Genomic DNA, 25,248 nt, shown 5'->3' on the forward strand with positions numbered 1-25,248 from the left:
CTAAGGCTGGGTGTGAGAGTTAAAAAGATTGACGCGAGAATTTAAAAGCCACTTCCAGAGGGGAACGGCGTTAACCCTCAGTCCGTCCCTTGTTATCTCGCCGAAGTAGTCCCACGTCACGAGTGTCCCGGTTTTCACGCCGAAGAGTTCCATAACTCTGAATAGGTTTTCCAGCTCTCTTTTTGCTATCTCCCCTTCCTCTGAAGCGTAGGTGACCTGAATTAACTCAACACTTCCGTTCTCCCTGACAACGAAGTCCACTTCGCCCTTGGCGTCCCTGTAGTAGTAGAGCTCAATCCTCGGTCTCCAGTAATGTTTGAGCCTCAAGAGTTCGAGGAAAACAACGTTCTCCATGAATCTGCCGATGTTCTCGGAAACCTTTGGTAGAACGGCGTTGAGCATTCCAGTGTCGATTGCGTAGACCTTCTTATCGCTTCTCACGACTTCCTTCGGCTTGAAGGAGAACTTAGGAAGTTCGAATATCAGGTAGGCCGACTGCAGGTACTCGACGTAGTTCTTGACAGTCTCGACGTTGCCGATTCCAAGGGCGTTCTTCGTCTTGCTGTAGGTAAACCTGCCCGCGAAGTTCGAGAAGAGATAGAACGCGACCTCCTTCAGCTCGCGGACGTTTCTAACGCCGTAGCGGACTATAACGTCCCTCGTGATTATGTCGTTGTAGAGGTTCACGAGGTATTCCCTGCCGAAGCGCAGTGCCTCTGGAAATCCCCCGCGCTCGATGTACTCCGTTAGGGCTCTCTTTACCCTTGCCTCGTCCCGGGTAGTCATTACCTCAGGCTTAATCCCCCTGTAAGCTAAGAACTCCCTGAACGAAAACGGGAGGAGGGTGTAGCTCAGGTATCGGCCGGTTAGGTAGGTTGAGAACTCCCGCGAGAGGAGGCGAGCGTTGCTTCCCGTAACGACGGTGGGATAGCTCTCCCTCAGAACTGAGACCATTCGCTCCCAGCCTTCAACTTCCTGAACCTCGTCGAGGACTATGTAGTCGAACTCGCCGAGGAGCTCGTAGCCAGCTTTGAGTAACTCCTTGTAGTCCCCCACGCCGAATCCTGCCATCGCGGGGTCCTCGAAGTTCACGTAGAGTGGCCTGCCCAGTAGGGATGCCGAAAGAACGGACTTTCCAGAGCGCCTCGGCCCCGTTATTATGTGGGCCGTTGGGCTGAAGTTCTTCACTATCTTTTCTTTTAGCTCCCTCTCGACGATGTTCTCCCTTTCGAGCTTCTCGCGGAGGGTCTCCCACTGGTCCGCCAAAACACGCTTGAGTTCCTCTGCCTTCATGGTCTAAACTGGTGCGAACTTCCTATAAAGTTTACCACCATACCGGTAAACTTTTCCCCAGGACTCTACCACTATACTGGTAAATATTCCGCAAGAACTATCACACCATACCGGTAGTTTCCGCTCCCAAGAACCCTGCTTCAGCGGGCGCCAGAATTGGGAAGTAATGAAGGAAAAGGGCCTCAGCCCTTCAGAATCTCGACTATCTGCTCCGCGACCTGGACTCCAGCGCGCATCTGGGCCTCCTCTGTCGAGGCTCCGATGTGGGGCGTTAGGACCACGTTGTCGAGCTTAGTTAGTGGGTGGTCCTTCGGGAGAGGCTCCTCCTCGAAGACGTCGAGACCCGCTCCGTAAATCCAGCCCTCCTGAAGGGCCCTGACGAGGGCGTTGGTGTCAACGACGGCCCCGCGGGCGGCGTTTATGAGTATCGCGGTTTTCTTCATGAGCTTAAGGCGCTCCTCGTTTATGAGGTGGTAGGTGGCATCGATGAGCGGGACGTGGAGCGTTACGACGTCGCTCTCCCTGAGGAGCTCTTCAAGCTCGACGAACTTTCCGCCTACTTCCCTCGCGCGCTCCTCGTTTGGCTTGGGGTCGTAGAGGAGGACGTTCATTCCGAAGGCGTTCGCGATTTTCGCGACCTCGTAGCCTATCCTTCCGAAGCCGATTATACCTATCGTCTTGCCCTCGAGCTCGATTCCCATGCACTGCTTCTTGGCCCAAACGCCTTCCCTCATCTTCCTGTCGGCGAAGGCCACCTTTCTGGCAACTGCAAAGAGCAGGCCGAAGACGAGCTCGGCGACGCTCCTTGAGCTCGCTCCGGGGCTGTTAACGACCTTAACCCCCCTCTCCTTCGCGGCCTCAAGGTCTATGTTGTCCAGGCCGACGCCGGCCCTTCCGATGACCTTGAGTTTGGGAGCGTTTTCGATGACCTTTCTCGTCACCTTCGGCTTGCTCCTAACGATAATCGCGTCAACATCGCGGACGAGCTCTACTAACCTCTCCTCGTCCGGATACTCCTCGTAAAGAACCTCAAAACCGGCGTTCTTCAAAACCTCCAAGGCTTTCTCGTGCAGTGGCGCCGCAACGAGAACCTTCATGCTTTCACCCCCTCCTTTTTATAGCCATCAGCATTACCTGGTCGGAAGCGTCTTCCGCGCGGTCGGCTATGTCGCCGACCTTCGTGATTGCCTGGTTCCATATTAGCTTTGCGTATGTTGTTATCGTCTCGCTCTCAAACACCATCGCCTTGAGCTTGTACTCGACCTTGTCAGCGTTCTCCTCGAGGTCTTCTGTCTCCTTTGCGAGCTCCAAAGCCCTGTCAACGTCCTCGTTAAGGGCCTTTACCGCTTCCATGAGCTTCTCGTAGGTTTTTACCGCCTCCCTCACGAGGGCCATTATCTCCTCTCTGAGCTCCTCTGGAACCTTCGGCTTTGCCAGAATAAGGGTGTGGGCCGCGCTCTCTGCCGCGTCCGCCACCTGGTCTATTAGCTCGCTCAGCCTCACGTAGTCTCCCCTGCTGGCGGGCAGAAAGGCCCCTTCGTAGAGCATGAGCTCGATGCTCCTCCTCAGCTTGTCGGCCTCGCTCTCGAGCAGGGTTACCCTCTCCTCAAGCTCCTTTGCGCCCTCAAAATCACCGTTCAGGTACGCCTCGATGAGCTTCTCAAAGGCCTTGACGGTTTCGTAAACGACGTTGAGGTGCCTGTCTATGGCGTCAAAAACGTTGCTCTCCTTACCCCCAAAGAGCGGCATCTTCACACCCCGCTCAACGATTGGTTGAACCCCTATTTAGGTTTTCCTTCCCCTTGATGAGTGCCCACAGAAGTTCGTTCCTCGGGGCTTCGAGGCCGACGGAGTGGGCATATTCCACGATTTTGCCGTGAATATAGTCCACCTCCGTCCTTCTTCCGCGCATTATGTCCTGGAGCGTCGAGTTGTAGTTCTCCCGCGTTCTCTCTATCGTGTCCCAGAGCAGTTCGAGGGGATGAATTTCGAACTCGATGCCGAGCTGCTGTGCAACCATACAGCCCTCCCGCGCTATCTCCACCGAGATTCCCTCCAGCTCTGGGATGTCACGCAGGGCCCCGTTCTTGACCTCCAGAACCGTTCCAAGCCCGTTTATGACTGAGTTCACTATGGCTTTTGCCCACTTCCAGCCGACTGCGTTTTCAGTGACCCTCGTCTCTATCCCGGCCTCGTTGAAGACCTTCGCGACCTCCTCGACGAACTCAGCCCTTCCCGTTGGATACTTCCCGATGACGGTTATCCCCTTTCCCGTCCACCTGACGACGCCCCAGTCAACGAGCATTGCGCCGTTTGTGGTTATTCCCCCGATGACGTTGGGCGTCAGCTTCAAGGCTAACTCCTCGTTTCCGAGGCCGTTCTGGACGCTCAGAACCCACGTCTCCGGCCCTATGCAGTTCCTCGCGCACTCTAAGGCGGTCTTCGTTGAGTAGGACTTCGTTGTCAGGAGGAGCAGGTCCGGAGGCTCGTCCGGCGCGTGGAGGGAAGCCTTGACCTTCACCTTGAACTCCTCTATTCCGGTAATCTTCAGTCCGTTCTCGTTTACCGCCTTAACCTGCTCCTCTCGCCCTATGAGCAGGACGTCGTTTCCGGCCCTCGCCAGGAGCGCGCCGAGAAGGGAGCCTATGCTTCCAGCTCCGAGCACGTAAATCCTCATCCTCTCACCTCAGGAGCTTTCTAAGGTGGTTGAGCGAGTAAACGTAAACCAGCGCGAAGAGGGCCAGCTTAACCCTCTCGGGAACCTGGTAAGCCCCGATTAGGTAGAGCGCCGACGCCGGGAGGAGCCCGAAGGAAGAGAGAACCCGGTTCCTCAGTAGGAGGAACGGAACGGCAACCCCGAGAACTGCCCCTGTGCTCCCGAGGTTGTAGAGGCCGAGCGCTATGGCAAGACCAGTCCCCCCGATTACCGCGTTGATGAAGCGCTCCCAGAACTTCACCGGCTGTTTCTCGTAGGGATAGCCAAGGGCAAGAATGAGGGCCGAGAGAGCTATTAGCGCGTACCTCGCCTCTTCCCCGAGCGGGTAGGTCAGCGCGAAGGCGAGAACTGCGCCGGCCGAGAAGGGTCTGGCCTTTTTCTTCACCGCCGGAACGATGAGCGGGATATATAGGTAAGGAATCCACTCCATGCTCCCACCGCAAGCGTTTAAAGAGTCCTCCTTAAATGCATACCGATGCTCTCGGTCGTTCTCGTTGAACCTGAGGGGCCGGCGAACATAGGCATGGTTGCGCGGACGATGAAGAACTTCGGCTTCTCGCGGTTAGTCCTCGTGAACCCGAACCTGACCGAGGAGAGCTACAGCTACGCGGTCCACGCTACCGACGTCCTTGAAAACGCGGTCATAGTGGATACCTTTGACGAAGCCTTAGAGCTGTTCGATTTGACCGTCGGAACCACTGGAAAGCCGGGAAAGAGGTTCATACCCTACCGCGCACCGCTCTATCCCTGGGAGCTGAGGGAAACCCTGAAGGACTACCCCGGTGAGGCCGGTCTGTTCTTCGGTCGGGAGAGCATAGGGCTTAAGAACGATGAGCTTGAGAGGCTCGACCTAATCGTCACTATTCCGACGAGCGACGCTTACCCGGTTATGAACTTAGCTCAGGCGGTCGCGGTTATACTCTACGAGCTCTCGAAGGCTAAACCGGAACCTTCCGTCGAAGCCCTAAAACCTGCGACGATGGAGGAGAAGGAGGCGCTAGTAAGAGTATGGGCCGAACTTTTAAACGTCCTCAACTACCCCAAGGACGAGGAGAGGCGGGCTGTCTTCGTCAAGGTCTTCAGGAAGGCAATCGGTAAGGCCTTCCTCTATGGTCGAGAAGTGCACACCCTCATAGGTCCGCTGAGAAGGGCCGTTAAGAGGCTGGAGGAATGCTGAATGCTCGCGGTGGAGAGGTTTAGGGTCAGCGGCCGGGACGTATGGATTGGGGTAATCTTTCACGGCAGGATTCAGGGAATCAGCTTCGCCTTCACGAGGGGCGAGCTTTTGGGGAGAATCAGAAACCTCGCCGAGTTCCTGCGGGGGAGAAACGTTGCCGTTTCCCTCGACGTCCAGCCGAGCAATTACACAGAGCTCGTTTATCGCGTTATGGTTGGGGAGCTTGACAACGGGAAAGCCCTTTCCGAGCTCTCCTTCGAGGGTGTAACGCCCTTTGAGAGGCGCGTTTACGAGTGGCTCACGAAAAACGTTAAAAGAGGCACCGTTATAACCTACGGTAGCCTTGCGAAAGCCCTTGGAACGTCGCCGAGAGCCATCGGCGGGGCGATGAAGAGGAACCCGTATCCGATAATCGTCCCCTGCCACAGGGTCGTGGCGAGCGACGGCATAGGCTACTACAGCTCCGGGATTGAAGAAAAGAAGTTCCTGCTCGAACTTGAGGGGGTGAAAGAATGGACAAGCTGAAGGCATATATAATCGGCTTCCTCGTTGTCCTCCTTGCGGTGGCCGGTTTCATAGTCTACAACTGGGGCTTCTGGAAGCTGGTGCAGGTAATCCTTGCGATAGGCTTCGTCGGATTCACGCTCGCACTGCTGTTCTTCACGGCTCTGACACTCTACGCCGAGAGCTGGAAGTACGGGGCAGTTCTGGCGGTTCTGACGGCGATAGCGGGCTATGGCTCCTACCTCGTGCTCACCTGGCAGAAGCTGGAAATCGTTGGAGGAATCATAGCGTTCTTCGTCTTCCTGCTGGCCTTTGGAATATGGTACATAAGCGAGCCCGATTTGAGCATAGCGGACCGCTTCCGCTCGGCTGAAAAGCTTGAGAGGATGGGACGCTACAAGCAGGCCGCGAGGAAGTACGAGAAGGCCGGAAACTATGAGAAGGCGGCTGAGATGTACCTGAAGCTCGGCTGGCTTGAGAGCGCGGCGTGGGCCTACGAGAAGGCCGGGAAGTATGAGAAAGCTGCCGAGCTCTACGAAAAGCTCTACGAGAAGGAGAAGGACACCTACTACCTGAAGGAGGCCCACGAGTACTGGAAGAAAGCTGGAAACATGGAGAGGGCCGCTAAGGCGCTTGAAAAGTACGCCGAGGAGGAGCCTTGGTTCTGGGAAGATGTTGCCAAGCTCTACGAGGAGCTCGGAAACGAGGAGAAGGCCAGGGAAGCCTGGGAGAAGGCCCTTGAGTACTACACCAAGGAGGCTCAGGAGGAGGGCGTCTTCTGGGAGGACGTTGGCAACATAGCGAGGAAGCTCGGTAGAGAGGAGCTGGCCCGCGAGGCTTACCAGAAGTTCCTCGAGTACTGCCTCAAGGAGGCGGAGGAGGACCCGATGTGGTGGAAGCACGTTGCAGAGGCCTACGAGTACCTGGGCGAGGCGGAGAAGGCTGAAGAAGCCAGGAAGAAGTACGAGGAGTACAGGCAGAGAATCCTTAAGGCCAACGAGGAGACCTCGCACTTCCCTGAGAATTAACCTTTTAAGCTCTCCCTCCCTACCTTTTCTTCGGGGATTGCCTTGGACGAGGAAAAGCCGAAGCTGAACGTTATCAAGCTCTCCAAGATGCCGATAAGGCTCGCGATGGAGGAGAAGTTCCTCCGCCTGAGCCCGGACGACAGGGTCGAGGACCTAATCAAGGGCCTCGAGCACAGAACCTGCGCCGTCGTAACCGACGAGTCCGGAAAACTGCTCGGCTTCATCTCCGTTGACGAGATAATAAACCTCCTCCTTCCGCCGTCCGATTACGTTCTCGTTGGCCTCGACGCCCTCAGGGAGGCCCATTTCGACTGGGACAGGCCGGTAAAGGAGATAATGAACCCCCGGCCGATAACGCTCTCCCCGGACGATAAGCTCGGCTACGCACTCAGCATGATGCTCGAAACCGGCGTGAGGCAGTTCCCGGTGGTCGAGAAGAAGAAAGTCGTCGGAACCTTCTCGGCTCAGAGCGTCATACGCTTGCTCAGGGTCTTCGCGCGGTGAGGGAAGTTGATTGAGCTAATCCTCTACCTCGCGCTCATGCTCTTAACGGCAGAAACCTTCGGCTGGCTGTTCTCGAGGATTGGACAGCCCGTGGTTCTCGGCCAGATAGTCAGTGGAATCCTCCTCGGGTTGGCGTTCCCGCCGACTGAGGAAGTGAAGGACATATCCATGATAGGCGTCCTCATGCTCCTCTTTCTGGCGGGCCTTGAGAGTAGCGTTGAAGAGCTCAAGAGCGCCGGCAAGAGCGGTTTTTCCGTCGCTTTCGTCGGTGTCGTTGTGGCCTTCGCAATGGGCTTTGGGATAGCCTACCCCTTCAAGGGCTTCGACCAGGCCCTCCTCTACGGCGCGCTGACCACTCCGACGAGCGTCAGCTTAACCGTCAGGGTTCTAATGGAGATGGACCGGCTGAAGAGCCGTGAGGGGACTACAATCCTCACCGCGGCGATAGTTGACGACATACTCGGTATAATCGTCCTGACGGTCGTCATATCGTCTCTCGTCTCCGGGGGCGTCAGCGTCGTCAGTCTCGTTGAAATCCTCGCCAAGGTTGGCATCTTCATAGCCCTGATGCTCTTCGCGATGCCGAGGGTTCTCGACTACGCCCTCAGGAAGGTCGTGAGGATAGGATTCGCCGATTCGACGGTTACCCTTTCAATGGCCGCCCTCTTCGCTTTCGCATACCTTGCCGAGCACATGAACCTTGCCTCTATCCTGGGTGCCTACCTGCTCGGCCTCGCGCTGAGCGAAACCGAGTTCAGGAAGCCGATTTTCGAGCACTCAAGGATAATAGCTCATTCGGTCTTCGTCCCACTGTTCTTCGTCGACGTCGGTATGAACATACCTGTTAAAGACCTCAAGAGTGCTGGACTCTTCGCGGTGCTCTTCAGCCTCGTGGCGATAGTGAGCAAGGTAATCGGCTGTGGAATCGGGGCGCTAATCGGCGGTATGAGCCCGAGGGAAGCCCTCCGCGTCGGCGTTGGAATGGTTCCGAGAATGGGCGTCGAGCTCGCGATGCTGGCGATAGCGATGAAGGCCGGCATAGTCGGGAGCGACGCCTACCTCGTGATAGTCCTGATGATATTCCTGAGCACCCTCGTTACCCCACCGCTCCTCAAGCTTGCCTTCAAGGGTCAGTAGACGTCTCCAGAGTCTTCGAGCTCCCTCAATTCCTCCTCAATTTCCCTCTCTTTCCGTTCGGCGTAGCGCTTGAGGTAGTCCGCGAGAACGTAGAGCGCAACTCCGCCAAGGGCCGTGAGAAGAAACGCCGCCGCGAGGGTTCCGAGGGTTACGTCGCCTCCGGACGGCAGGGGCATCGTCACCACCGGAGACCTTTCGAAGAAGGCCGTTAAAATCTTCCGCCAACCTTTTAAGAGCCCCGGCGAACCTTAGCCGGTGGTTGAGATGATGGGAATGAACCCAAGGCAGATGAAGAAGCTCATGCGCCAGCTCGGCATAAAGATGGAGGAGATGGAAGGCGTTAAGGAGGTCGTTCTTAAGCTTGAGGGCAAGGAAATAGTCCTCAAGAACCCCGTTGTCACTGTTATGGTCGTCCAGGGCGAGAAGACCTACCAGATTGTCCCCGGGAGCGAGGAGGTGAGGGAGGTCATAGAGATTCCCGAAGAGGACATCGAGCTCGTCATGGAGCAGGCCGGCGTTGACAGGGAAACCGCGCTCAAGGCCTTGAAAGAAACGAAAGGGGACATAGCGGAGGCAATCCTCAAGCTCAGCGGGGAGTAATCACTCCTTCTTGAACTTCTCTATTGCCTTCATGAGCGGTATGAGGTGCATTAACGCCGGGCCTCCGGCCATAAGAACTGCGACCAAACCGGCCTCTATGAGCTCCTCCGGCTTCGCTCCCGCCTCCAAAGCTTTCTGGGTGTGGAGGTAGATGCACCACTCACAGCCCTGGGCAATGCCGAGGGCGAGCGCTATAAGCTCCTTCTCCCTGGTTGTAAGGGCCTTGTTGTCGAGGGTCTCGCGGAGGAACCTTGAGAACGCGGCAATCTCCTTCGGGTGCTCCTTCCCGAGCCTGTCAAGGAGCTCCTCAATCTCCTTAAGCTTGACCTCAACCTCGGCGTACTCCATAGAAACCACCGAGGTAAGTTGGGAAAAAAGAATCTTAAGGCTTTCCTGAACGAAACGTTCTCAACCACTCGTTGGAACTATTCCCTGCCTGCGCATCTTCAGGATGTCGTCTATAACGTCTACCAGCCCCGCTATTATCTGGTCGTACTTGCCCCCGTCCTTTCCGTAGATTTCCTTCAGCTTGTCCTCAAGTGCGAAGAGGTCTTCGGTGTCGAGGTCAAGGAGCTTCTGGGCTTCCCTTGCAATCACGCGGAGCGTGACCCCCCTGGTTCTGTCGTCGTCGAGCAGTTTCAGAACGAGCTTGAGCATGCCTGAGAGCATTTCCCTTGAAGGAAGCCTGTCCGAGAGCCGGGCCATGAGCTCAAGGGCTCCTTCAACGTCCCTCTCCTTACCGGACTTGAGGAGCGTGTCTAGTAAACTGCTGAAGAACTTGGAGGTTCCCGGGTAGAGGGCGTAGATATCAGCTAAAACCCTCGCGGCGGTTTCCCTTGCCCAGGGGTTCTTGCTCTTCAGGAAGTCCCCGAGAACCGGGAGAATTCTGTAGGCGTCGCTCGGGGTTAGATGACTCGTCAGCCTCGCCACAATCCAGAGCGCGTCCATTCTCCTGCTGTAGTCGTCGCTCTCCAGCATGCCGAGAACCCTGTCCATGACCTCCGGGTCGAGCTTTGCCATCTCCGCCACTATCTCCGTTTTTCCGGCGTCCAAGAGCCTCTCGATGTCGTCTATGCTGTACTGGCTTATTTCGAGCCTCTTCTTGGCTTCGGTCTCGCTCACGAGCTCTTCGCTCGTTACCGCGCTTTTCTCGAGCTTCTCAAGAACCTGCGACGCCTTGACACCGAGCTTGACGTCTCCCTTGAGCTCCTTTATCCTCGTTATCGCCTTCAGCTTGTTCCTCGTGCTTATATCCTTCTCGCGGGAGAGCATCCTCTCGATAGAGTACAGTGCCCTCTCAACGACGTAGGGGTCGGGATGGGCAAGTAAATCGGCTATCCCGTCGAAAACTTCGTTCAGGACCTTTCTATCGTCGGTCTTCATCGCCATCTCTGTAAGGGCCGTTATAGCCGCGCTCTGAACTTCCCTCTTCTTGCTCGACCCTATGAGCGAGAACAGCCAGCGGATAATCTTGTACGCTATCTTCGCGACCTTTGCGCCGAGCTTTCCAAGTCCCTCTGCCGCGTACTCGCCGAGGACAGGCATTCCGGACTTCACCACGTCCTTCAGGGCCTCGGTGACCCTCTCGTACTCCTCGTCGGTGAGCTCGCCGGTTTCGAGGAGTGCGTTTATGAACTCCAGCGCCTTCAGCGCCACCCGCTCATCGTCGTCCTTCACGAGCCCAAGAACCGCGTCCAGCGCGAGCTTCTTCCTCTCACCGTCAAGCTTTCCCTCGGAGAGCATGTCTATAAGCACTTGAACCACGTTGGCACGCACGTGGGGGTTCTCGTCGTTCAACAGTTCGAGCAGAACCTTGAAGACCTTGTCGTACTCCTCGGCCAGCGCCCGAACCTCCTTGAGGCGCCAGGCGAGCAAATCTTTTCTAAGGCCCTCCTTGTCAACTATGATATCGCCACCTTTTAGCACGGCGAGAAGCGTCAAACCCAGCATAGTCTCCCCCCACTATATTACGGTGCGTTAGGATTTAAGCTTAGCCCAAAGGTTATTAAGGGCCCCTCCGATGGGTGGACGATGAGGGCAGTAGGCGTCATAAGGTACTCGCGAAGGGAGAGGCTCAGCAGGGAGGAGTTCGAGGAGCTCTTGAGGAGCGCCGGTTACGAGGTTCTGGCCGTTCTTGAGCAGAACAGGGAGGAGCATCCGCGCTACAACATCGGAAAGGGGAAGCTGGAGGAGCTTAAGGAACTCGTCAGGGAGCTTAAACCGGACAAGGTGGTTTTTGCGAACCGGTTAACGCCTTCCCAGGCCTACAACCTCTGGAAGGAGCTTCGCGTTGAGGTCATCGACCGCTGGCAGCTCGTCCTTGAGATTTTCGAAAAGCGGGCCCACTCAAAGGAGGCCAAACTTCAGGTGGAACTCGCGAGCCTCCAGTACGAGGTTCCGCTCGTGAAGGAAGCGATAAGGCGGATAAAGCTCGGCGACAGGGCCGGTTTCAAGGGAATGGGTGAGTACCAGACCCAGCAGTACCTCAAGCACATCAGGTACAGAATGGGCAAGATAAGGAAGGAACTTGAGAGGGTCAAGGCCGAGCGGGAAATCAGGAGGAAGAAGCGCGAGGAAGTCGGCTTTATCCTCGTCTCCCTTGCTGGATACACGAACGCCGGCAAATCAACGCTCCTCAACGCCTTAGCTGGAGAGAGCGTCGAGGCAAGGAACCAGATGTTCACGACCCTCGACACAACTACCAGGCGCTTCAAGCTCGGGAGCAAGAGGGTTCTCGTCACAGACACTGTCGGCTTCATAGATGGACTGCCACCTTTCATAGTTGAAGCCTTTCACTCGACGCTTGAGGAGATTGTCAAGGCCGACATAGTTCTCCTCGTCCTCGATTCGAGCGAGCCCTGGCGCGAGATAGCGAGGAAGTTCCGGGCGTCGGTAAACGTTCTCCGCGAGCTCAAGGCCCTCGACAAACCATTGGTCGTTGTCCTCAACAAGGTTGACCTGATTGAGAGAGAAGATGCCGAGGAGAAGGCGAGGCTTTTGACTGAGCTGAGCGAGAACCTCGGGGTCTCGATTGAGGGAGTGGCGAAAGTTTCGGCCAAGGAGAGGCAGCTTGACGAGCTCTACTCGCTCCTCGAACGGGTTCTCCTCAAGCTTCCCAAGTACGGGGCCTTTGAGATAGTTGTTGAAGACCCCTCAAGGGTTCCGGCGGTGATGGCCTTCCTGAGCTCGGTTGGTGAGGTTCTGTCGGTTGAGTATGGCGACGTAACGAGGATTAGGGCCTACGTCCAGACCGGTATGCTGAAGGAACTCACGAGAATGGGGGTAAAGATAGAGAGGCTAAAGCATCCCGGCGATGCTGAAGAGCTTGACGAGGACGAAGGAAATCACGATGGCCGTTAAAGGCGTCGCGACCCAGCCGAAGAGTATGTCCCTGATTACCCTCCTGTCAACGCCCTGACCGACGACGAGGCCGACCCCGACGACGCCTCCGACGATTGACTGGCTTGAGCTGACGGGCAGTCCGAGGAAGTTGGCGAGGCTGACCGATATCGCCGAGCCGAACTGGGCCGCGAAGGCTGAAATCGGGCCGAGGGCGGTTATCTTCTTTCCAACGGTGTGCATCACCGCGTAGCTGAAGGTAAGAGAACCGATGGCTAGGCTTATCGCGACGAGAACGCCCGCCGTCTTGGGCTCCATGAATCCCGCCCCGACTATCGGGCCCGAAGCGTTCGCGACCTCGTTGGTTCCGAAGTTGAAAGCCATGTACGAGCCACCGAGAATCGCGAGGGCCTTGTAGAGGGCTTCAATCGTCGAGACGCTCTTGATTTCTGAAATCACCCGGGAGTAGAACTTGTAGAGAATCATCGCAAGGATTCCCGAGAGTATCGGTGAGATAACCCACGCGGCCGCTATTTTCCCGAGGGTGGACCAGTTCACTGGGGCGTTCATCGCCAGACCAACGCCTATAACGCCGCCGACTATGGCCTGGGTGGTTGATACCGGAAGGCCTTTGACAGTTGCCACCGTGACCCAGATTCCGGCGGCGAGGAGAGCTATCAGGGCCATCTCCATCGTGAGAAAGCCCTCCGGGACTATGCCCTCTCCGACGGTCTTCATGACCTTGTAACCCTTCAGGTAAGCCCCGAGAACGACGAATATCGCTATCGTGAGAGTCGCCTGCCGAAAGCTCAGTATTCCCGAACCGACGGCGGTTCCCATAGCGTTCGCCGAATCATTTGAGCCTATGTTCCAGGCTATGTAGAAGGCCACTGCGATTATAGCAACCGCAAGTCCCTCCATCGCTCACCACTGGCTATATAGTCTATATAGTCAATTAAAAAAGTTTTCGAGAAACGATGAGCGGAAAAAACCATCGGAGGAATTTAAAGTTCACCCTTACCCAGAAAATCCCGTTTAGGGTTCCTTAACACGATACCGAAACCTAAATAAATGTTTCGGACTAACTACCGGTGAAAAACCCACAGGAGGCAGGGAAGATGATTGAGATACGTTTTCACGGTAGGGGTGGACAGGGTGCCGTTACGGCCGCCAACATCTTAGCCTCTGCAGCGTTCAAGCAGGGAAAGTACGTCCAGGCGTTCCCCTTCTTCGGTGTTGAGAGGCGTGGAGCACCGGTTACCGCATTCACCAGAATTGACGACAAGCCGATAAGGATTAAGACCCAGATTTACGAGCCCGACATCGTCGTCGTCCTCGACCCGAGCCTTCTCGACACCGTTGACGTTACTGCCGGTCTCAAGGACGGCGGAATCGTTATCGTCAACACCGAGAAGAGCAAGGAGGAGGTTCTTGAGAAGCTCAAGAAGAAGCCGGCCAAGCTGGCCCTCGTCGACGCCACCACCATCGCCCTCGACATACTCGGCCTTCCGATTACCAACACGGCCATCCTCGGTGCCGTTGCCAAGGCCACCGGCGTCGTCGAGCTCAAGTACGTCCAGGAGGCCATCAAGGAGACCTTCTCAGGAACCCTCGGCGAGAAGAACGCCAAGGCCGCTGAAGAGGCCTTCAACAAGACCGTTGTCTACGAGCTCTAATCTTCTCTTCCCTTCCTTAACCGAGGCGGGTGGTGGTAAAGTTGAACACCTTGTTTGGAGAAAAGAAAGCCCAGGCTGAGAAACTCGTCTTCACGTCAGTGGAGCAGTACCCCGAGGCGCCGATAACCCTTGGAACGACCCTCAGCAACTTCACGGGTGACTGGAGAACCTTCATACCCGTTGTGGACGACGACAAGTGCGTCAAGTGCTACATCTGCTGGAAGTTCTGCCCCGAGCCTGCAATCTACATCCGCGAGGACGGTTACGTCGGGATAGACTACGACTACTGTAAGGGTTGTGGAATCTGCGCGAACGAGTGCCCGACCAACGCCATAACGATGGAGAAGGAGGAGAAGTGATATGGCGGAGTACAAGCCGATTAGGAAGGTTGTGAGCGGTAACTATGCAGCTGCCTACGCGGCCAAGCACGCCCGCGTCCAGGTCGTTGCCGCTTACCCAATCACCCCGCAGACGAGCATCATCGAGAAAATAGCCGAGTTCATAGCCAACGGAGAGGCAGACATCCAGTACGTCCCCGTCGAGAGCGAGCACTCTGCCATGGCGGCCTGCATAGGTGCTTCCGCCGCTGGAGCGAGAGCTTTCACCGCAACCTCCGCCCAGGGTCTCGCTCTCATGCATGAGATGCTCCACTGGGCGAGCGGTGCGAGGCTCCCGGTTGTGATGGTCGACGTCAACAGGGCCATGGCTCCCCCGTGGAGCGTCTGGGACGACCAGACCGACAGTCTCGCTCAGCGCGACACCGGCTGGATGCAGTTCTACGCCGAGAACAACCAAGAAGTCTACGACGGCGTGCTCATGGCCTTCAAGATAGCCGAGACCGTCAACCTTCCCGCGATGGTGGTCGAGAGCGCCTTCATACTGAGCCACACCTACGACGTCGTCGAGATGATTCCGCAGGAGCTCGTTGACGAGTTCCTTCCGCCAAGGAAGCCCCTCTACGACTTAGCGGACTTCAGCCAGCCGTTCTCGGTTGGAGCCCTCGGTGGGCCGAACGACTACTACGAGTTCAGGTACAAGATAGCCAAGGCCATGGAGGACGCAGTCAAGGTCATCAAGGACGTCGGTAAGGAGTTCGGCGAGCGCTTCGGCAGGGACTACAGCGAGATGATTGAGAAGGGCTACGTTGACGATGCCGACTTCGTCTTCATGGGTATGGGCTCGCTCATGGGAACCGTCAAGGAAGCGGTGGACCTGCTCAGGAAGGAGGGCTACAAGGTCGGCTACGCGAAGGTTAGATGGTTCAGGCCGTTCCCGAAGGAAGAGCTAAGGGAGATAGCCGAGAGCGTCAAGGGCATAGCCGTCCTCGACAGGAACTACTCCTTCGGCCAGGAGGGCATACTCTTCAACGAGTCCAAGGGCGTTCTCTACAACACCGACGCCAGGCCGATAATCAAGAACTACATCGTCGGACTCGGTGGCAGGGACTTCACGGTTGGAGACGTCAGGGCCATAGCGGAGAACATGAAGAAGGTTATCGAGGCAGGAAAGCTCGATAGAGAGGTTGAGTGGTACCACCTCAAGAGGTGAGAACGATGGAGATTCCCGAGAACGTTAGAAAAAGGCTGAGCATTCCCGCTGAGGAGCACTTCTTTGCCGGCCACACGGCCTGCCAGGGCTGTGGCGCCTCGCTCGGAATAAGGTACGTCCTCAAGGCCTACGGCAGGAAAACCATCTTCGTCATCCCCGCGTGCTGTTCGACCATCATAGCCGGTCCCTGGCCCTACACCGCGCTTGACGCTAACCTCTTCCACACCGCCTTCGAGACCACCGGTGCTGTCATAAGCGGTATCGAGGCGGCACTCAAGGCGAGGGGAATAAAGGTCAAGGGCGACGACGGGGTTATGGTCGTCGGCTGGGCCGGCGACGGTGGTACAGCGGACATAGGCCTTCAGGCCTTGAGCGGCTTCCTCGAGAGAGGCCACGACGCTGTTTACATAATGTACGACAACGAGGCTTACATGAACACCGGAATCCAGAGGAGTTCCTCAACCCCCTACGGAGCCTGGACCACCAACACACCGGGAGGAAAGAGGCACTTCCTTGAGAAGAGGCACAAGAAGAAGGTCATTGACATTGTCATCGCCCATGAGGTTCCCTACGCGGCCACGGCAAGCGTCGCCTTCCCGGAGGACTTCATAAGGAAGCTCAAGAAGGCCAGGAAGGTTGAGGGTCCGGCTTTCATACAGCTCTTCGCCCCCTGTCCGACGGGCTGGCGCTCACCAACCGATAAGAGCATCGAGCTCGCCCGCCTGGCAGTTCAGACCGCCTACTTCCCGCTCTTTGAGTACGAGAACGGAAAGTACAAGATAAACATGCCCTCGCCCAAGAAGGAGCCGAAGCCGATAGAGGAGTACCTCAAGCTCCAGGGCAGGTTCAAGTACATGACCAAGGAGGACATTGAGTACCTCCAGAGCTGGGTGCTTCGCGAGTGGGAGAAGCTCAAGAAGCTCGCCGAGGTCTTCGGCTGACCTTTCCTTTTCCAACTTTGGGTTTCCATAAGGTTTAAGTTTCCATCTGACAACTCACCAGGGGTGATACATATGGCTGAGAGCCCGTTTAAGGCCGACATAGAGAGGGTTCAGAAGGAGTATAGCGAAAAGATGACGCCGGGAGCGATTGCCTACATCCCGGGGAGTAGCGTAATAAACAAGACCGGTTCCTGGCGTGTCTTCATGCCGGAGTTCAACAGGGACAAGTGCGTTAGGTGCTACCTCTGCTACATCTACTGCCCGGAGCCGGCCATCTACCTCGACGAGGAGAACTACCCGGTCTTCGACTACGACTACTGTAAGGGTTGTGGAATCTGTGCGAACGAGTGCCCGACCGACGCGATAATAATGGTTAGGGAGACCAAGTGAGGTGGTGAAAGATGCCGATTAGGACGGTTATGAAAGCCAACGAGGCGGCCGCCTGGGCCGCGAAGCTTGCCAAGCCGAAGGTCATAGCGGCCTTCCCGATTACGCCGTCAACCCTCGTTCCCGAGAAAATCAGCGAGTTCGTCGCCAACGGCGAGCTCGATGCGGAGTTCATCAAGGTCGAGAGCGAGCACTCGGCCATTTCAGCCTGTGTCGGTGCCTCAGCGGCCGGTGTTAGGACCTTCACCGCGACCGCTTCTCAGGGTCTCGCTTTGATGCACGAGATACTCTTCATCGCCGCTGGAATGCGCCTTCCGATAGTCATAGCCGTTGGAAACAGGGCTCTCTCAGCTCCGATTAACATCTGGAACGACTGGCAGGACACCATCAGCGAGCGCGACACCGGCTGGCTCCAGTTCTACGCCGAGAACAACCAAGAAGCTTTAGACCTTATCCTGATAGCCTACAAGGTCGCCGAGGACGAGCGCGTTCTCCTCCCGGCGATGGTCGGCTTCGACGCGTTCATCCTCACCCACACCGTCGAGCCCGTTGAGATACCTGACCAGGAGCTCGTTGACGAGTTCCTCGGCGAGTACGAGCCGAAGCACGCTTACCTTGACCCGAAGAGGCCGATAACCCAGGGTACCCTTGCCTTCCCGGCCCACTACATGGAGGCCCGCTACAAGGTCTGGGAGGCCAACGAGAACGCGAGGAAGGTCATCGACGAGGTCTTTGCCGAGTTCGAGAAGAAGTTCGGCAGGAAGTACCAGAAGATTGAGGAGTACAGGACTGATGACGCCGAGATAATCTTCGTCACCATGGGTTCACTCGCCGGAACCGTCAAGGAATACGTTGACCACCTCCGCGAGAAGGGCATCAAGGTCGGAGCCGCGAAGATGACCGTTTACAGGCCGTTCCCGATTGAAGAGGTTCGCGAGCTGGCCAAGAAGGCTAAGGTTCTCGCTCTCCTTGAGAAGAACGTCACCTTCAGCGTCGGCGGAGCCCTCTTCCAGGACTTCAGCAGGACCCTCGTGAACGAGAAGGAGAAGCCGGTCATAGTTGACTTCATCCTCGGACTCGGTGGCAGGGACGTCACCTTCAAGGACCTTGACGAGGCCCTCGCGATTGCGCAGAAGGCCCTCAACGGAGAGGAGTTTGACGAGGTCAACTGGATAGGCCTTAGGAAGGAGATTCTGTGAGGTGATGAAGATGGCCGTTAGGAAGCCCCCCGTTACCACTCGCGAGTACTGGGCACCGGGCCACGCCGCCTGTGCCGGCTGTGGCTGTGCCACCGCTCTCAGGCTTGCCACCAAGGCCTTTAGCGAGGCTATGGAGGAGAAGTACGGCGACCCCGATGCCTTCGCCATAGCCCAGGCCACCGGATGTATGGAAGTTGTTAGCGCCGTCTTCCCGTACACCGCCTGGAAGGCCCCGTGGGTCCACGTGGCTTTTGAGAACGCCGCGGCAGTGGCGAGCGGTGTCGAGGCTGCCTGGAAGAAGCTCGGAAGGAAGGGCAAGATTCTTGCCATAGGCGGTGACGGTGGAACTGCCGATATCGGTATGCAAGCTTTGAGCGGTATGCTCGAGCGCTGGCACAACGTCGTTTACCTGATGTACGACAACGAGGCTTACATGAACACTGGAATTCAGCGCTCAAGCTCAACCCCCTACGGAGCTTGGACGACCACCTCACCGCCCGGCAAGTACTCCATCGGTGAGGACAAGCCCAAGAAGTGGGTCGCTCTCATAGCTGCAGCCCACCAGATACCCTACGTCGCCACCGCGAGCATAGGCAACCCCTTCGACTTCGTCAGGAAGATGAAGAAGGCCGCCAAGGTTGACGGCCCGGCATTCGTCCAGGTCCACTGTACCTGTCCGACCGGCTGGAAGAGCCCGCTCGAGAAGGGCGTCGAGATAGCGAGGCTCGCCATCGAGACCGGCGTCTGGCCACTCTTCGAGATTGAGAACGGCGACTTCCACAACATCAAGATACAGAGCCCAGGAGGAGGCGCGAAGGTCAAGCGCGAGGGAGGCAGAGTAGTTGCCATCGAGTTCAAGAAGCCCATCGAGGAGTACCTCAAGCTCCAGGGCAGGTTCAAGCACCTCTTCAAGCAGCCAGAGGCAATTGACCAGCTCCGCGAGCAGATAAAGGCCATGTGGAAGGTCCTCGGCGTCGAGGTCACCCTCCCGAAGCCGGAGGAGTGAGCCTTCTTCCCCTTTCCTTCTAACGTCTTTTTGAGTGAAACTTCTGGGTACTTCTATGGGCTCTGAGAGTACCCGCGCTCCTGACTTTTAGTACCCACTTCTGACCAATCTTACCCTTTTTGGGACAAAGGTTTTTAAGTTCACCGAACTATTCTCGTCGGTGGTGTAAGATGACGATTAAGGCTCCGACCCTCAACATAGGCGGTCTGGGCGCTGACCCACTCACGGAGAGGATAAAGGAGAAGCAGAAGAAGTGGAAGTACAAGATAGCGGTTCTCAGCGGTAAGGGTGGCGTTGGAAAGAGCACCGTTGCGGTGAACCTCGCGGCCGCGCTTGCGAAGAAGGGCTACTACGTCGGCCTGCTCGACGCGGACATACACGGGCCGAACGTTGCAAAGATGCTCGGCGTTGACAAAGCCGACGTTCTGGCGGAGAGGCTGGAAGACGGTCGCTTCGAGATGCTCCCGCCGATGGCCGACTTCATGGGTCAGATAACGCCCATCAAGGTCATGAGCATGGGCTTCCTCGTTCCGGAGGACCAGCCGATAATCTGGCGCGGTGCCCTCGTCACCAAGGCCATCAAACAGCTCCTCGGCGACGTCAAGTGGGGCGAGCTCGACTTCATGATAATCGACTTCCCGCCCGGAACGGGCGACGAAATCCTGACGGTGGTTCAGAACGTCCAGCTCGACGCCGCTGTCATCGTCACGACCCCCCAGGAGGTTGCCCTTCTCGACACCGGCAAGGCCGTCAACATGATGAAGAAGATGGAGGTTCCCTACATAGCCGTCGTTGAGAACATGAGCTACCTCATCTGCCCGCACTGTGGCAACGAGATTGACCTCTTCGGCAAGGGTGGGGGCAAGAAGCTGGCCGAGAAGGAGGGCGTTGACTTCCTCGGTGAGGTTCCGATAGACCTCAAGGCGAGGGAGGCAAGCGACGCCGGCATTCCAATAGTCCTCTATGGAGATACCCCCGCCGCGAGGGCCTTCATGGAGCTCGCCGATAAGCTCGTGAAGAAGCTCGAGGAGCTCAAGGGTGAGGAGAGCAAAGAGAAAACCGAGTGATTTTTAACTCCTTCTACTCATTCTTTCCCGGGCGCGGCTCAGGCCGGCGGGAGCCGCTGCGATGGGGCCGCGCTGGACCAGGCTACGTTAAGCTTTTTAACCCCTTCCCCTACCTATCCCGGGGAGAGGATGAGAAGGGCTTTGGCTTTGATTTTGCTCCTCCTGCTCGTTTCACCGCTCGTTTCGGCCGGTGGGGTTAGCTATTATCCGGATAAAGAAAGCTTCGAGCACTTTTTGCACTCCAGCACCACTTATCGCGTCGTTCCGGGCAGGGATTACTGGGCAAAGGGCTGGGCCCGCTACGTTGACGCCAAACTCGGTGAAGTCCTTGAGCACGGGAACGGCACGCTAGTTCTCGTCGGAAACGTCTACGAGAACCCCGAGATGAAGAGGCTTTGGAACCTAACGGGCCTTCCCGAGAGTGCCTCTCTTTCCCCCATGGTAATCGTCGTCAACAACACCCTCTTCGTCACCGGAAGCGAGGACAACATTTACCTCACCCACGACGCCTTCTCGGAGATTTGGGTTCCCTCCCGAAGTGCCCTCGGTGTCTTTGCGGTTCTGGCGTTTGTTATAGTTCTCCTGTTTGGATTGAGTTTAAGGAAGGACCGGAGCTACTCCGCTAGGTTCTTCCTTCTCGGTGCGTCCCTCATCTTCGTCTGGTTCACCCTCTCGGAAACGCCCGTTCTGCCAAGCAACTTCCTTGAGTTCTTCTCACGGGCCCTGTCCGTTTCCGCGGGTGCAGTTCCATCCTCCCCGTTACTGGCCCTCGTTGGGCACCTCCTCTCCATAGTCTCCCCCACGGACGAGAACCTTTGGCTGGCCCACTGGCTTTTCCTTCTAACCCTGGCTGGACTCTTCTTCTACGTCGCCCCCAGGCGTGAGAGGGCGCTCGGCTTCATAGCCTTCGGGCTCGTTTTCTCGGCACCGCTCTTCCGCTCCCAGGTTGCTACGGTTGGAACTGCCCTGCCCGGACTCGTTTTGACGTTACTCTCGATTGCGATAGCCACAAACTCCTCTTTCGTCCCCGGTTCGCGGAGAACCCTGGGGATACTGGCCCTGGCCGGCGCCACGCTCCTCGCGTCCATCTTCAACCCGTACCTTCTGCTCTTCCCTCTGTTCTTCGCCCTGACGTACCCCGGCAGGAAGCTCAGGAACTCCTCCTACCTCGTCCTCGTGTGGGCAGGCTTCTGGGCCCTGTGCAGGGTTTACGGCTTCGACTGGCTGTCGAAGTGGACGAGCTTTCAGCCCCATCCCGGCTTCGTCGAGAACTTCATCCTTCAGTCTCTCCTGGGGCTCGTCATAGTGGTCTACGCCCTGTTAACAGGGCTGAGAAGAATAAGGTGGAGGGGCCCGACGGCTTTCATAACCCTGTCGACGCTGGCGTTCCTTCTGATTGCCCCCTTCGTGGGCGGTTTCTTCCCCTACGTGCTGACTCTCGTTTCGATACTCGCCGTCAGGCTCGTTCATTCGGTCATTCAAACTTGATTGCGCCGAAGACGGCCCCCTTAAGGTGCGGGCCGATTGCCTTGATGATTCCCGGGGCCTGGGTTCCCTTCTTGAGGACGAGTAGGGTTTCCATTAAGCCGAGCTCCTCCATTCTCCTGACGTCCCTGCCGTGGCCCGTCTTGATAAGCGCCTCCTCGACCTTCTCGCTTATCGTTCCCGCTATGAATAGCTTGTCGTAACCGTCGCTCAGCCACTCCTTAATCCTCTTCAGCTGGGCGTCGCTGAAGGCCAACTCAACTTCCCTGGCGCCGAACTCGACGTCCGTCACTTCAACCTCGACGGGCAGGTTGTCCACCCAGCCGAACTCCCGAATCATCTGCCTTACCGGCATGTCCCCGAAGGTTTTCTTGAGGTAGTAGAGCGGAATCAGCGCGTCCTTGGGCTTCGGCTTGAAGATTCCAATGTCAACGTAGGCGCCGTAGCCGACTTTGCCGAGGTCTATGAAGCGTCCCCTATAGGTCTTTCCGACTTCGACGTTCTTGAGGCTGTAGGGAACCTCACCGAACTCTTCTCTAACGAGGTTCGCGCTGATTTCCTCGTCCTCACCGCTGAGGCTGACCTTGACCCAGTTCTTGGTCGTTGCTGAGAGCTTCCACTCGACCTCCAAATCCCCCAGAAGGGAGCGGAGCTTCCTGTGGAGTTTGTCAAAACCGCTCCTGTCCCCGTAAACCTTCTCAAGAATAACCACTTCTTCCATCTTCACCATCCCCGAAGTTCATTAAGAGGCCATTCCGTTTATTTAACCGCTCTTTTTCTTCCTCGGCTTCTTCCTGAGGCCGAGCTCGATTTCGAGTTCCTCTATGCGCTTCTTGAGCTCCTCGACAATTCGACTGTTGTCGTACTGCATGAGCATCTTACCGCATATCGGGCACTGGAACTCGTACTCCATCGCTTCGTCGAAGGTGAGCCTCGGATGGCCCTCCTCGCCGCACCAGTAGTAAATCTCGCTGGTTTCTTCCTCAAGCATCTCCTTGAGCCTCTTCAGCTCGGCCATCTTTCGGGCCTTTATTATCTCGGGCAGTCTCTTGGTCTCAAGGCGCCAGTAGTAGTAATACCATCCCGTCTCGGGGTCGCGGATTCTCTTGAAATCTGCCAGTCCCTGGTCGTTGAGCTGGTAAAGGATTCTCCTGACGGTATTAACTCTTATCCCCGTTTTCTCGGCGAGTTCCTCATCTGTGGCTTCCTTCATCTTTTCGAGGGCTTTGACTACCTCAACGGCCTCCTCACCGCCTATGTCCATTGCGATTTCGATGAGCTCCTTGTTCTTCCGTCTTGCCACTGGGACGACCTCCACACGATTTGATTAACGGTCACCTAAACGGATAGACCCCAATAGAAATATTGGGTGCGGGGATATATATAAGTTTCCTGTCAAAACGACAACTATAATGAACAGAAAAGGACGTCAGTCGTTGAAGTACTCGTTGAGGAGTTCCTTCGCGGACGGCTTGTAGAGTTCGAGAACCTCAATATCCTCGATGACGTTTCCCTCACGGAGCTTGAGCTTCACCTTACCCCCGTAAACCTGAAGGTCGTCGAGCATGCCGTAGATGGCGTCTTCCGCCTCAAGGGGGCTCTTGAACTTCATTATGTACTCCTCTCCCTCGGGAAGGATGAGCTTGACCCAGTACTCGTTCTTCCTCTTGAAGGGCCTTGTTATCTTTGGCTTGAAGTTGTCAATCACTATTTCCAAAGGGCTCACCTCCGCTCTTCCGGCTCCCTAACCTTTTTTGAAACCCGAATTTTTAAGGTTTTCCAACTCGAGAACTTTCGTTACCAAGGCAAATCGAGGCCCAGCTCCTTTGACAGTTTGATGACTTCATCGAGCGGAACTATTGCACTCCTCGCGCCTACCTTCTGGACGGTGAGATACGCCAGGAGCATGCCGAGCTTTGCCGAATCCCTGAGCGACCATCCCTTCAGGATTCCGTAGATTACGCCCGCGTCGAAGGAGTCTCCAGCCCCAGTGCTGTCAACAACCTTCGCGCTCAGCCCGCGAACCTCAAAGGTTTCATCCCCCTCGCGAACTATCGCCCCGCCCCCGTTGAGCGTTATTATCAGGTTCTTGGCGTTGCTGAGGGAGGTGTCGAGCGAGCCGTACTTCCTCCTGTACTCGTCCTCGTTCATGAGGAGGTAGTCAACCATGCCCTCCACTTCCCTTGGTAGAGTGGCCTCTCCGATATCGACCGAGATGGGAATTCCGCTGGCGTTGGCGAAGCGGACTGCTTCCTCGATGAGCTCTGGGGGATTTGAGGAGAGGTGCAGGAATCTGGCTTTCTTTGCGTACTCGGGCTTGAACTTCCTGAGCGAGTTGGCTCCAAGGTGCTTGACTATCCTCTTGTCGTCGCCGTGAACCATCGCAACGGCAACTCCTGATGGAACGTCAACGACGTCTATTCCCGAGGTGTCGACGCCGAGCCTTTCGAAGTACTTCAGGTGGGCTTCTCCTATCTCGTCCCTTCCAACAGCCCCGATGAAGCCTGCCTTCAGTCCAAAGGTTGCGAGCCAGCTTATCGTGTTCCCGGCCGCACCGCCGAGGCCGAAGTGAGCCTCCCTGGAGACGACCTTCTCGTGGAATTCGGGAAAGCGGTCGAGCAGGAAGATTATGTCGTAGTTGAGGTTCCCCATGCCGATTACGTCGAGCATTCCACCACCTCCGGAATCCCCAATACGGTGTTGGACGTTATAACCTTTGTCCGGGGAAAGATTTAAATATCCATTTCTACCCAGGTATGAGTAAGAGGTGAACAAAGATGATGCTCATACTTGAGGCCTACTTCAAGAACTATCCCGCCAGGAGGAAGGTCGCCGAGTTCCTCTTCGAGAACGGCCTGAGCGTGCGGAACGGTAAAATCTACCTCAAGAACGTTGAGGTCCCGATAAGCGAGCTCGCCAGGGCAATAGGCGTCAACAGGAAGATAATCTACCACACAATCGAGTACATCGAGAAGACCTACCCGCTGAAACTCATCTTCGAGCGTCTCAACCCACTCCCCAGCTTGATAGACGTCGCCCCGCTGATGGGCTGGGAAGTGCTCGAGATTGACGTTGAAAAGGGGGACTACCAGGGGGCCTTTGCCGAAGTTATGAGGATTCTCGCGGAGAGCAACGTCCCGGTTATGGAGGTCTTCGGCAGGAACCTGAGGGAGGAAACGAGCAAGATATTCATCGTCATCGACGGAACGCTTCCTGTCGAGACCTTCGCGAGAATAAAGGACATCCACGGCTTCCAGAGGCTCATACTCCACACGCCGGAGAAGGAGAAGGAAAAACTGGTCTGCAACTACTGTGAGGTCAAGTACTGCCCCAAGAGGGTTCTCCTTGAGGCAATCAACCAACGACCTTGAAGCCCTCCAGCCCCTCCGGTTCTTCCCATTTAACCTCGACGCGCGTTACCCTCGCCAGCGGCGGTCCCTGGTGGGCCCATCCAATCAGCGCCTCGACCCTCTCTTCCTCGCCCTCGACGACTGCCTCAACGCTACCGTCCGGCAGGTTCCTGACCCAGCCGGAAACCCCGAGCTTCTTCGCTTCCCTCTGCATGCTCCAGCGGAAGCCGACCCCCTGAACGCGCCCGTATATCCTAAGGTGCGCCCTAACCTTCCTCATACACCATCCCG

The 25,248-nt window shown here is 56.6% G+C and carries 31 protein-coding genes; 17 read left to right on the forward strand and 14 right to left on the reverse strand.

Going from position 1 to position 25,248, the window contains the following annotated elements; translation table 11 throughout:
- The 5 genes from BD01_RS09260 to BD01_RS09280 all read right to left on the reverse strand — a co-directional run bounded on the left by BD01_RS09260 (position 1) and on the right by BD01_RS09280 (position 4,439).
- Positions 1-1,293, reverse strand: coding sequence for an ATP-binding protein (locus BD01_RS09260; RefSeq protein ID WP_051482205.1), 1,293 nt, complete (start codon positions 1,291-1,293; stop codon positions 1-3).
- 182 nt (positions 1,294-1,475) lie between these two features.
- On the reverse strand, positions 1,476-2,390 hold the full coding sequence (locus BD01_RS09265; protein ID WP_042692292.1) for a D-2-hydroxyacid dehydrogenase: 915 nt from the start codon (positions 2,388-2,390) through the stop codon (positions 1,476-1,478).
- Positions 2,391-2,394: 4 nt separating this feature from the next.
- Positions 2,395-3,042 (reverse strand): TIGR00153 family protein, encoded by a 648-nt coding sequence (locus BD01_RS09270; protein ID WP_042692295.1) that lies wholly within the window; start codon positions 3,040-3,042, stop codon positions 2,395-2,397.
- Positions 3,043-3,055: 13 nt separating this feature from the next.
- Positions 3,056-3,970, reverse strand: a complete 915-nt coding sequence (locus tag BD01_RS09275) for a 2-dehydropantoate 2-reductase (protein WP_042692297.1) — start codon at positions 3,968-3,970, stop codon at positions 3,056-3,058.
- Between the two features lie 4 nt (positions 3,971-3,974).
- Entirely contained in the window at positions 3,975-4,439 is a 465-nt protein-coding gene (locus BD01_RS09280) for a hypothetical protein (protein ID WP_042692299.1), read from the reverse strand.
- 45 nt (positions 4,440-4,484) lie between these two features.
- Between BD01_RS09280 and BD01_RS09285 the strand changes: the two genes are divergently transcribed.
- Genes BD01_RS09285 through BD01_RS09305 form a run of 5 tightly spaced genes read left to right on the forward strand, consistent with a single transcriptional unit; the run spans position 4,485 to position 8,359 of the window.
- Positions 4,485-5,186 carry an RNA methyltransferase gene (locus BD01_RS09285; protein ID WP_042692302.1) on the forward strand — a complete coding sequence of 234 codons (702 nt, stop codon included), beginning with the start codon at positions 4,485-4,487 and terminating at the stop codon, positions 5,184-5,186.
- A complete protein-coding gene (gene otg, locus BD01_RS09290; protein WP_042692305.1) occupies positions 5,187-5,711 on the forward strand; it encodes a methylated-DNA--protein-cysteine methyltransferase in 525 nt (174 codons plus the stop codon).
- The gene (locus BD01_RS09295) at positions 5,699-6,718 is read left to right on the forward strand and encodes a tetratricopeptide repeat protein (RefSeq protein ID WP_042692308.1); all 1,020 of its coding nucleotides are present in this window, start codon (positions 5,699-5,701) and stop codon (positions 6,716-6,718) included. Before otg ends, BD01_RS09295 begins: the two co-directional genes overlap by 13 nt.
- A gap of 42 nt (positions 6,719-6,760) precedes the next feature.
- Positions 6,761-7,222, forward strand: a complete 462-nt coding sequence (locus BD01_RS09300) for a CBS domain-containing protein (RefSeq protein WP_042692311.1) — start codon at positions 6,761-6,763, stop codon at positions 7,220-7,222.
- 6 nt (positions 7,223-7,228) lie between these two features.
- Complete coding sequence (locus tag BD01_RS09305; protein ID WP_394296083.1) at positions 7,229-8,359, forward strand: cation:proton antiporter; 1,131 nt, start codon at positions 7,229-7,231, stop codon at positions 8,357-8,359.
- Here BD01_RS09305 and BD01_RS09310 read toward each other — a convergent pair.
- Positions 8,353-8,535 carry a hypothetical protein gene (locus BD01_RS09310; protein WP_042692314.1) on the reverse strand — a complete coding sequence of 61 codons (183 nt, stop codon included), beginning with the start codon at positions 8,533-8,535 and terminating at the stop codon, positions 8,353-8,355. The two genes, BD01_RS09305 and BD01_RS09310, sit on opposite strands and share 7 nt — an antisense overlap.
- A gap of 88 nt (positions 8,536-8,623) precedes the next feature.
- Between BD01_RS09310 and BD01_RS09315 the strand changes: the two genes are divergently transcribed.
- Entirely contained in the window at positions 8,624-8,959 is a 336-nt protein-coding gene (locus BD01_RS09315) for a nascent polypeptide-associated complex protein (protein ID WP_042692318.1), read from the forward strand.
- On the opposite strand, the gene BD01_RS09320 is transcribed toward BD01_RS09315, so the two are convergent.
- Together BD01_RS09320 and BD01_RS09325 are read right to left on the reverse strand one after the other, a co-directional pair.
- Positions 8,960-9,307: a carboxymuconolactone decarboxylase family protein gene (locus BD01_RS09320; RefSeq protein ID WP_042692320.1), complete on the reverse strand. Its 348-nt coding sequence runs from the start codon at positions 9,305-9,307 to the stop codon at positions 8,960-8,962.
- Positions 9,308-9,367: 60 nt separating this feature from the next.
- A complete protein-coding gene (locus BD01_RS09325) occupies positions 9,368-10,909 on the reverse strand; it encodes a hypothetical protein (protein WP_042692323.1) in 1,542 nt (513 codons plus the stop codon).
- An 81-nt stretch (positions 10,910-10,990) separates the two neighbouring features.
- On the opposite strand from BD01_RS09325, the gene hflX reads away from it, so the two are divergent.
- Positions 10,991-12,319 (forward strand): GTPase HflX, encoded by a 1,329-nt coding sequence (gene hflX, locus BD01_RS09330; protein WP_042692326.1) that lies wholly within the window; start codon positions 10,991-10,993, stop codon positions 12,317-12,319.
- Here hflX and BD01_RS09335 read toward each other — a convergent pair.
- Positions 12,257-13,219 (reverse strand): inorganic phosphate transporter, encoded by a 963-nt coding sequence (locus BD01_RS09335; protein WP_042692328.1) that lies wholly within the window; start codon positions 13,217-13,219, stop codon positions 12,257-12,259. The genes hflX and BD01_RS09335 overlap by 63 nt on opposite strands.
- Positions 13,220-13,416: 197 nt before the next feature.
- Between BD01_RS09335 and BD01_RS09340 the strand changes: the two genes are divergently transcribed.
- From BD01_RS09340 to BD01_RS09380, 9 genes are all read left to right on the forward strand, one after another.
- Positions 13,417-13,974: a pyruvate/ketoisovalerate ferredoxin oxidoreductase subunit gamma gene (locus BD01_RS09340; RefSeq protein WP_042692331.1), complete on the forward strand. Its 558-nt coding sequence runs from the start codon at positions 13,417-13,419 to the stop codon at positions 13,972-13,974.
- A gap of 41 nt (positions 13,975-14,015) precedes the next feature.
- Positions 14,016-14,333, forward strand: coding sequence for a 3-methyl-2-oxobutanoate dehydrogenase subunit delta (locus BD01_RS09345; protein ID WP_042692334.1), 318 nt, complete (start codon positions 14,016-14,018; stop codon positions 14,331-14,333).
- A 1-nt stretch (position 14,334) separates the two neighbouring features.
- Positions 14,335-15,522: a pyruvate ferredoxin oxidoreductase gene (gene porA / locus BD01_RS09350; RefSeq protein ID WP_042692336.1), complete on the forward strand. Its 1,188-nt coding sequence runs from the start codon at positions 14,335-14,337 to the stop codon at positions 15,520-15,522.
- A gap of 5 nt (positions 15,523-15,527) precedes the next feature.
- A complete protein-coding gene (locus tag BD01_RS09355; protein WP_042692338.1) occupies positions 15,528-16,463 on the forward strand; it encodes a 3-methyl-2-oxobutanoate dehydrogenase subunit beta in 936 nt (311 codons plus the stop codon).
- A gap of 72 nt (positions 16,464-16,535) precedes the next feature.
- On the forward strand, positions 16,536-16,853 hold the full coding sequence (gene porD / locus BD01_RS09360) for a pyruvate synthase subunit PorD (protein ID WP_014122958.1): 318 nt from the start codon (positions 16,536-16,538) through the stop codon (positions 16,851-16,853).
- Positions 16,854-16,864: 11 nt separating this feature from the next.
- On the forward strand, positions 16,865-18,049 hold the full coding sequence (gene porA, locus BD01_RS09365) for a pyruvate synthase subunit PorA (RefSeq protein ID WP_042692342.1): 1,185 nt from the start codon (positions 16,865-16,867) through the stop codon (positions 18,047-18,049).
- 10 nt (positions 18,050-18,059) lie between these two features.
- The gene (gene porB, locus BD01_RS09370; RefSeq protein ID WP_042692344.1) at positions 18,060-19,055 is read left to right on the forward strand and encodes a pyruvate synthase subunit PorB; all 996 of its coding nucleotides are present in this window, start codon (positions 18,060-18,062) and stop codon (positions 19,053-19,055) included.
- Between the two features lie 170 nt (positions 19,056-19,225).
- Entirely contained in the window at positions 19,226-20,122 is an 897-nt protein-coding gene (locus BD01_RS09375; RefSeq protein ID WP_042692346.1) for an Mrp/NBP35 family ATP-binding protein, read from the forward strand.
- Positions 20,123-20,251: 129 nt separating this feature from the next.
- A complete protein-coding gene (locus BD01_RS09380) occupies positions 20,252-21,610 on the forward strand; it encodes a hypothetical protein (protein WP_042692348.1) in 1,359 nt (452 codons plus the stop codon).
- On the opposite strand, the gene BD01_RS09385 is transcribed toward BD01_RS09380, so the two are convergent.
- The 4 genes from BD01_RS09385 to BD01_RS09400 form a co-directional block, all read right to left on the reverse strand.
- Positions 21,597-22,328 (reverse strand): DUF2110 family protein, encoded by a 732-nt coding sequence (locus BD01_RS09385; protein ID WP_042692352.1) that lies wholly within the window; start codon positions 22,326-22,328, stop codon positions 21,597-21,599. The two genes, BD01_RS09380 and BD01_RS09385, sit on opposite strands and share 14 nt — an antisense overlap.
- Before the next feature lie 42 nt (positions 22,329-22,370).
- Positions 22,371-22,910, reverse strand: coding sequence for a transcription factor E (tfe, locus tag BD01_RS09390; protein WP_042692355.1), 540 nt, complete (start codon positions 22,908-22,910; stop codon positions 22,371-22,373).
- A gap of 126 nt (positions 22,911-23,036) precedes the next feature.
- Complete coding sequence (locus BD01_RS09395; protein ID WP_042692357.1) at positions 23,037-23,324, reverse strand: hypothetical protein; 288 nt, start codon at positions 23,322-23,324, stop codon at positions 23,037-23,039.
- A gap of 80 nt (positions 23,325-23,404) precedes the next feature.
- Positions 23,405-24,277, reverse strand: coding sequence for an ADP-dependent ribose-1-phosphate kinase (locus tag BD01_RS09400; RefSeq protein ID WP_042692359.1), 873 nt, complete (start codon positions 24,275-24,277; stop codon positions 23,405-23,407).
- A 107-nt stretch (positions 24,278-24,384) separates the two neighbouring features.
- Between BD01_RS09400 and BD01_RS09405 the strand changes: the two genes are divergently transcribed.
- A complete protein-coding gene (locus tag BD01_RS09405) occupies positions 24,385-24,978 on the forward strand; it encodes a regulator of amino acid metabolism, contains ACT domain protein (protein WP_042692362.1) in 594 nt (197 codons plus the stop codon).
- Here the strand turns inward: BD01_RS09405 and BD01_RS09410 are convergent.
- Positions 24,962-25,237 carry an acylphosphatase gene (locus tag BD01_RS09410; RefSeq protein WP_042692365.1) on the reverse strand — a complete coding sequence of 92 codons (276 nt, stop codon included), beginning with the start codon at positions 25,235-25,237 and terminating at the stop codon, positions 24,962-24,964. The two genes, BD01_RS09405 and BD01_RS09410, sit on opposite strands and share 17 nt — an antisense overlap.
- Between the last annotated feature and the right edge of the window lie 11 nt (positions 25,238-25,248).

Source organism: Thermococcus nautili (assembly GCF_000585495.1).
Lineage (GTDB): Archaea > Methanobacteriota_B > Thermococci > Thermococcales > Thermococcaceae > Thermococcus > Thermococcus nautili.

Bases quoted from the DNA above. Each gene is read 5' to 3' on its own strand.
- BD01_RS09260 (WP_051482205.1), bottom strand. From the start codon at position 1,293: ATGAAGGCAGAGGAACTCAAGCGTGTTTTGGCGGACCAGTGGGAGACC.
- BD01_RS09265 (WP_042692292.1), bottom strand. From the start codon at position 2,390: ATGAAGGTTCTCGTTGCGGCGCCACTGCACGAGAAAGCCTTGGAGGTT.
- BD01_RS09270 (WP_042692295.1), bottom strand. From the start codon at position 3,042: ATGCCGCTCTTTGGGGGTAAGGAGAGCAACGTTTTTGACGCCATAGAC.
- BD01_RS09275 (WP_042692297.1), bottom strand. From the start codon at position 3,970: ATGAGGATTTACGTGCTCGGAGCTGGAAGCATAGGCTCCCTTCTCGGC.
- BD01_RS09280 (WP_042692299.1), bottom strand. From the start codon at position 4,439: ATGGAGTGGATTCCTTACCTATATATCCCGCTCATCGTTCCGGCGGTG.
- BD01_RS09285 (WP_042692302.1), top strand. From the start codon at position 4,485: ATGCTCTCGGTCGTTCTCGTTGAACCTGAGGGGCCGGCGAACATAGGC.
- otg (WP_042692305.1), top strand. From the start codon at position 5,187: ATGCTCGCGGTGGAGAGGTTTAGGGTCAGCGGCCGGGACGTATGGATT.
- BD01_RS09295 (WP_042692308.1), top strand. From the start codon at position 5,699: ATGGACAAGCTGAAGGCATATATAATCGGCTTCCTCGTTGTCCTCCTT.
- BD01_RS09310 (WP_042692314.1), bottom strand. From the start codon at position 8,535: ATGCCCCTGCCGTCCGGAGGCGACGTAACCCTCGGAACCCTCGCGGCG.
- BD01_RS09315 (WP_042692318.1), top strand. From the start codon at position 8,624: ATGATGGGAATGAACCCAAGGCAGATGAAGAAGCTCATGCGCCAGCTC.
- BD01_RS09320 (WP_042692320.1), bottom strand. From the start codon at position 9,307: ATGGAGTACGCCGAGGTTGAGGTCAAGCTTAAGGAGATTGAGGAGCTC.
- BD01_RS09325 (WP_042692323.1), bottom strand. From the start codon at position 10,909: ATGCTGGGTTTGACGCTTCTCGCCGTGCTAAAAGGTGGCGATATCATA.
- hflX (WP_042692326.1), top strand. From the start codon at position 10,991: ATGAGGGCAGTAGGCGTCATAAGGTACTCGCGAAGGGAGAGGCTCAGC.
- BD01_RS09335 (WP_042692328.1), bottom strand. From the start codon at position 13,219: ATGGAGGGACTTGCGGTTGCTATAATCGCAGTGGCCTTCTACATAGCC.
- BD01_RS09340 (WP_042692331.1), top strand. From the start codon at position 13,417: ATGATTGAGATACGTTTTCACGGTAGGGGTGGACAGGGTGCCGTTACG.
- porA (WP_042692336.1), top strand. From the start codon at position 14,335: ATGGCGGAGTACAAGCCGATTAGGAAGGTTGTGAGCGGTAACTATGCA.
- BD01_RS09355 (WP_042692338.1), top strand. From the start codon at position 15,528: ATGGAGATTCCCGAGAACGTTAGAAAAAGGCTGAGCATTCCCGCTGAG.
- porD (WP_014122958.1), top strand. From the start codon at position 16,536: ATGGCTGAGAGCCCGTTTAAGGCCGACATAGAGAGGGTTCAGAAGGAG.
- porA (WP_042692342.1), top strand. From the start codon at position 16,865: ATGCCGATTAGGACGGTTATGAAAGCCAACGAGGCGGCCGCCTGGGCC.
- porB (WP_042692344.1), top strand. From the start codon at position 18,060: ATGGCCGTTAGGAAGCCCCCCGTTACCACTCGCGAGTACTGGGCACCG.
- BD01_RS09375 (WP_042692346.1), top strand. From the start codon at position 19,226: ATGACGATTAAGGCTCCGACCCTCAACATAGGCGGTCTGGGCGCTGAC.
- BD01_RS09380 (WP_042692348.1), top strand. From the start codon at position 20,252: ATGAGAAGGGCTTTGGCTTTGATTTTGCTCCTCCTGCTCGTTTCACCG.
- BD01_RS09385 (WP_042692352.1), bottom strand. From the start codon at position 22,328: ATGGAAGAAGTGGTTATTCTTGAGAAGGTTTACGGGGACAGGAGCGGT.
- BD01_RS09400 (WP_042692359.1), bottom strand. From the start codon at position 24,277: ATGCTCGACGTAATCGGCATGGGGAACCTCAACTACGACATAATCTTC.
- BD01_RS09405 (WP_042692362.1), top strand. From the start codon at position 24,385: ATGATGCTCATACTTGAGGCCTACTTCAAGAACTATCCCGCCAGGAGG.
- BD01_RS09410 (WP_042692365.1), bottom strand. From the start codon at position 25,237: ATGAGGAAGGTTAGGGCGCACCTTAGGATATACGGGCGCGTTCAGGGG.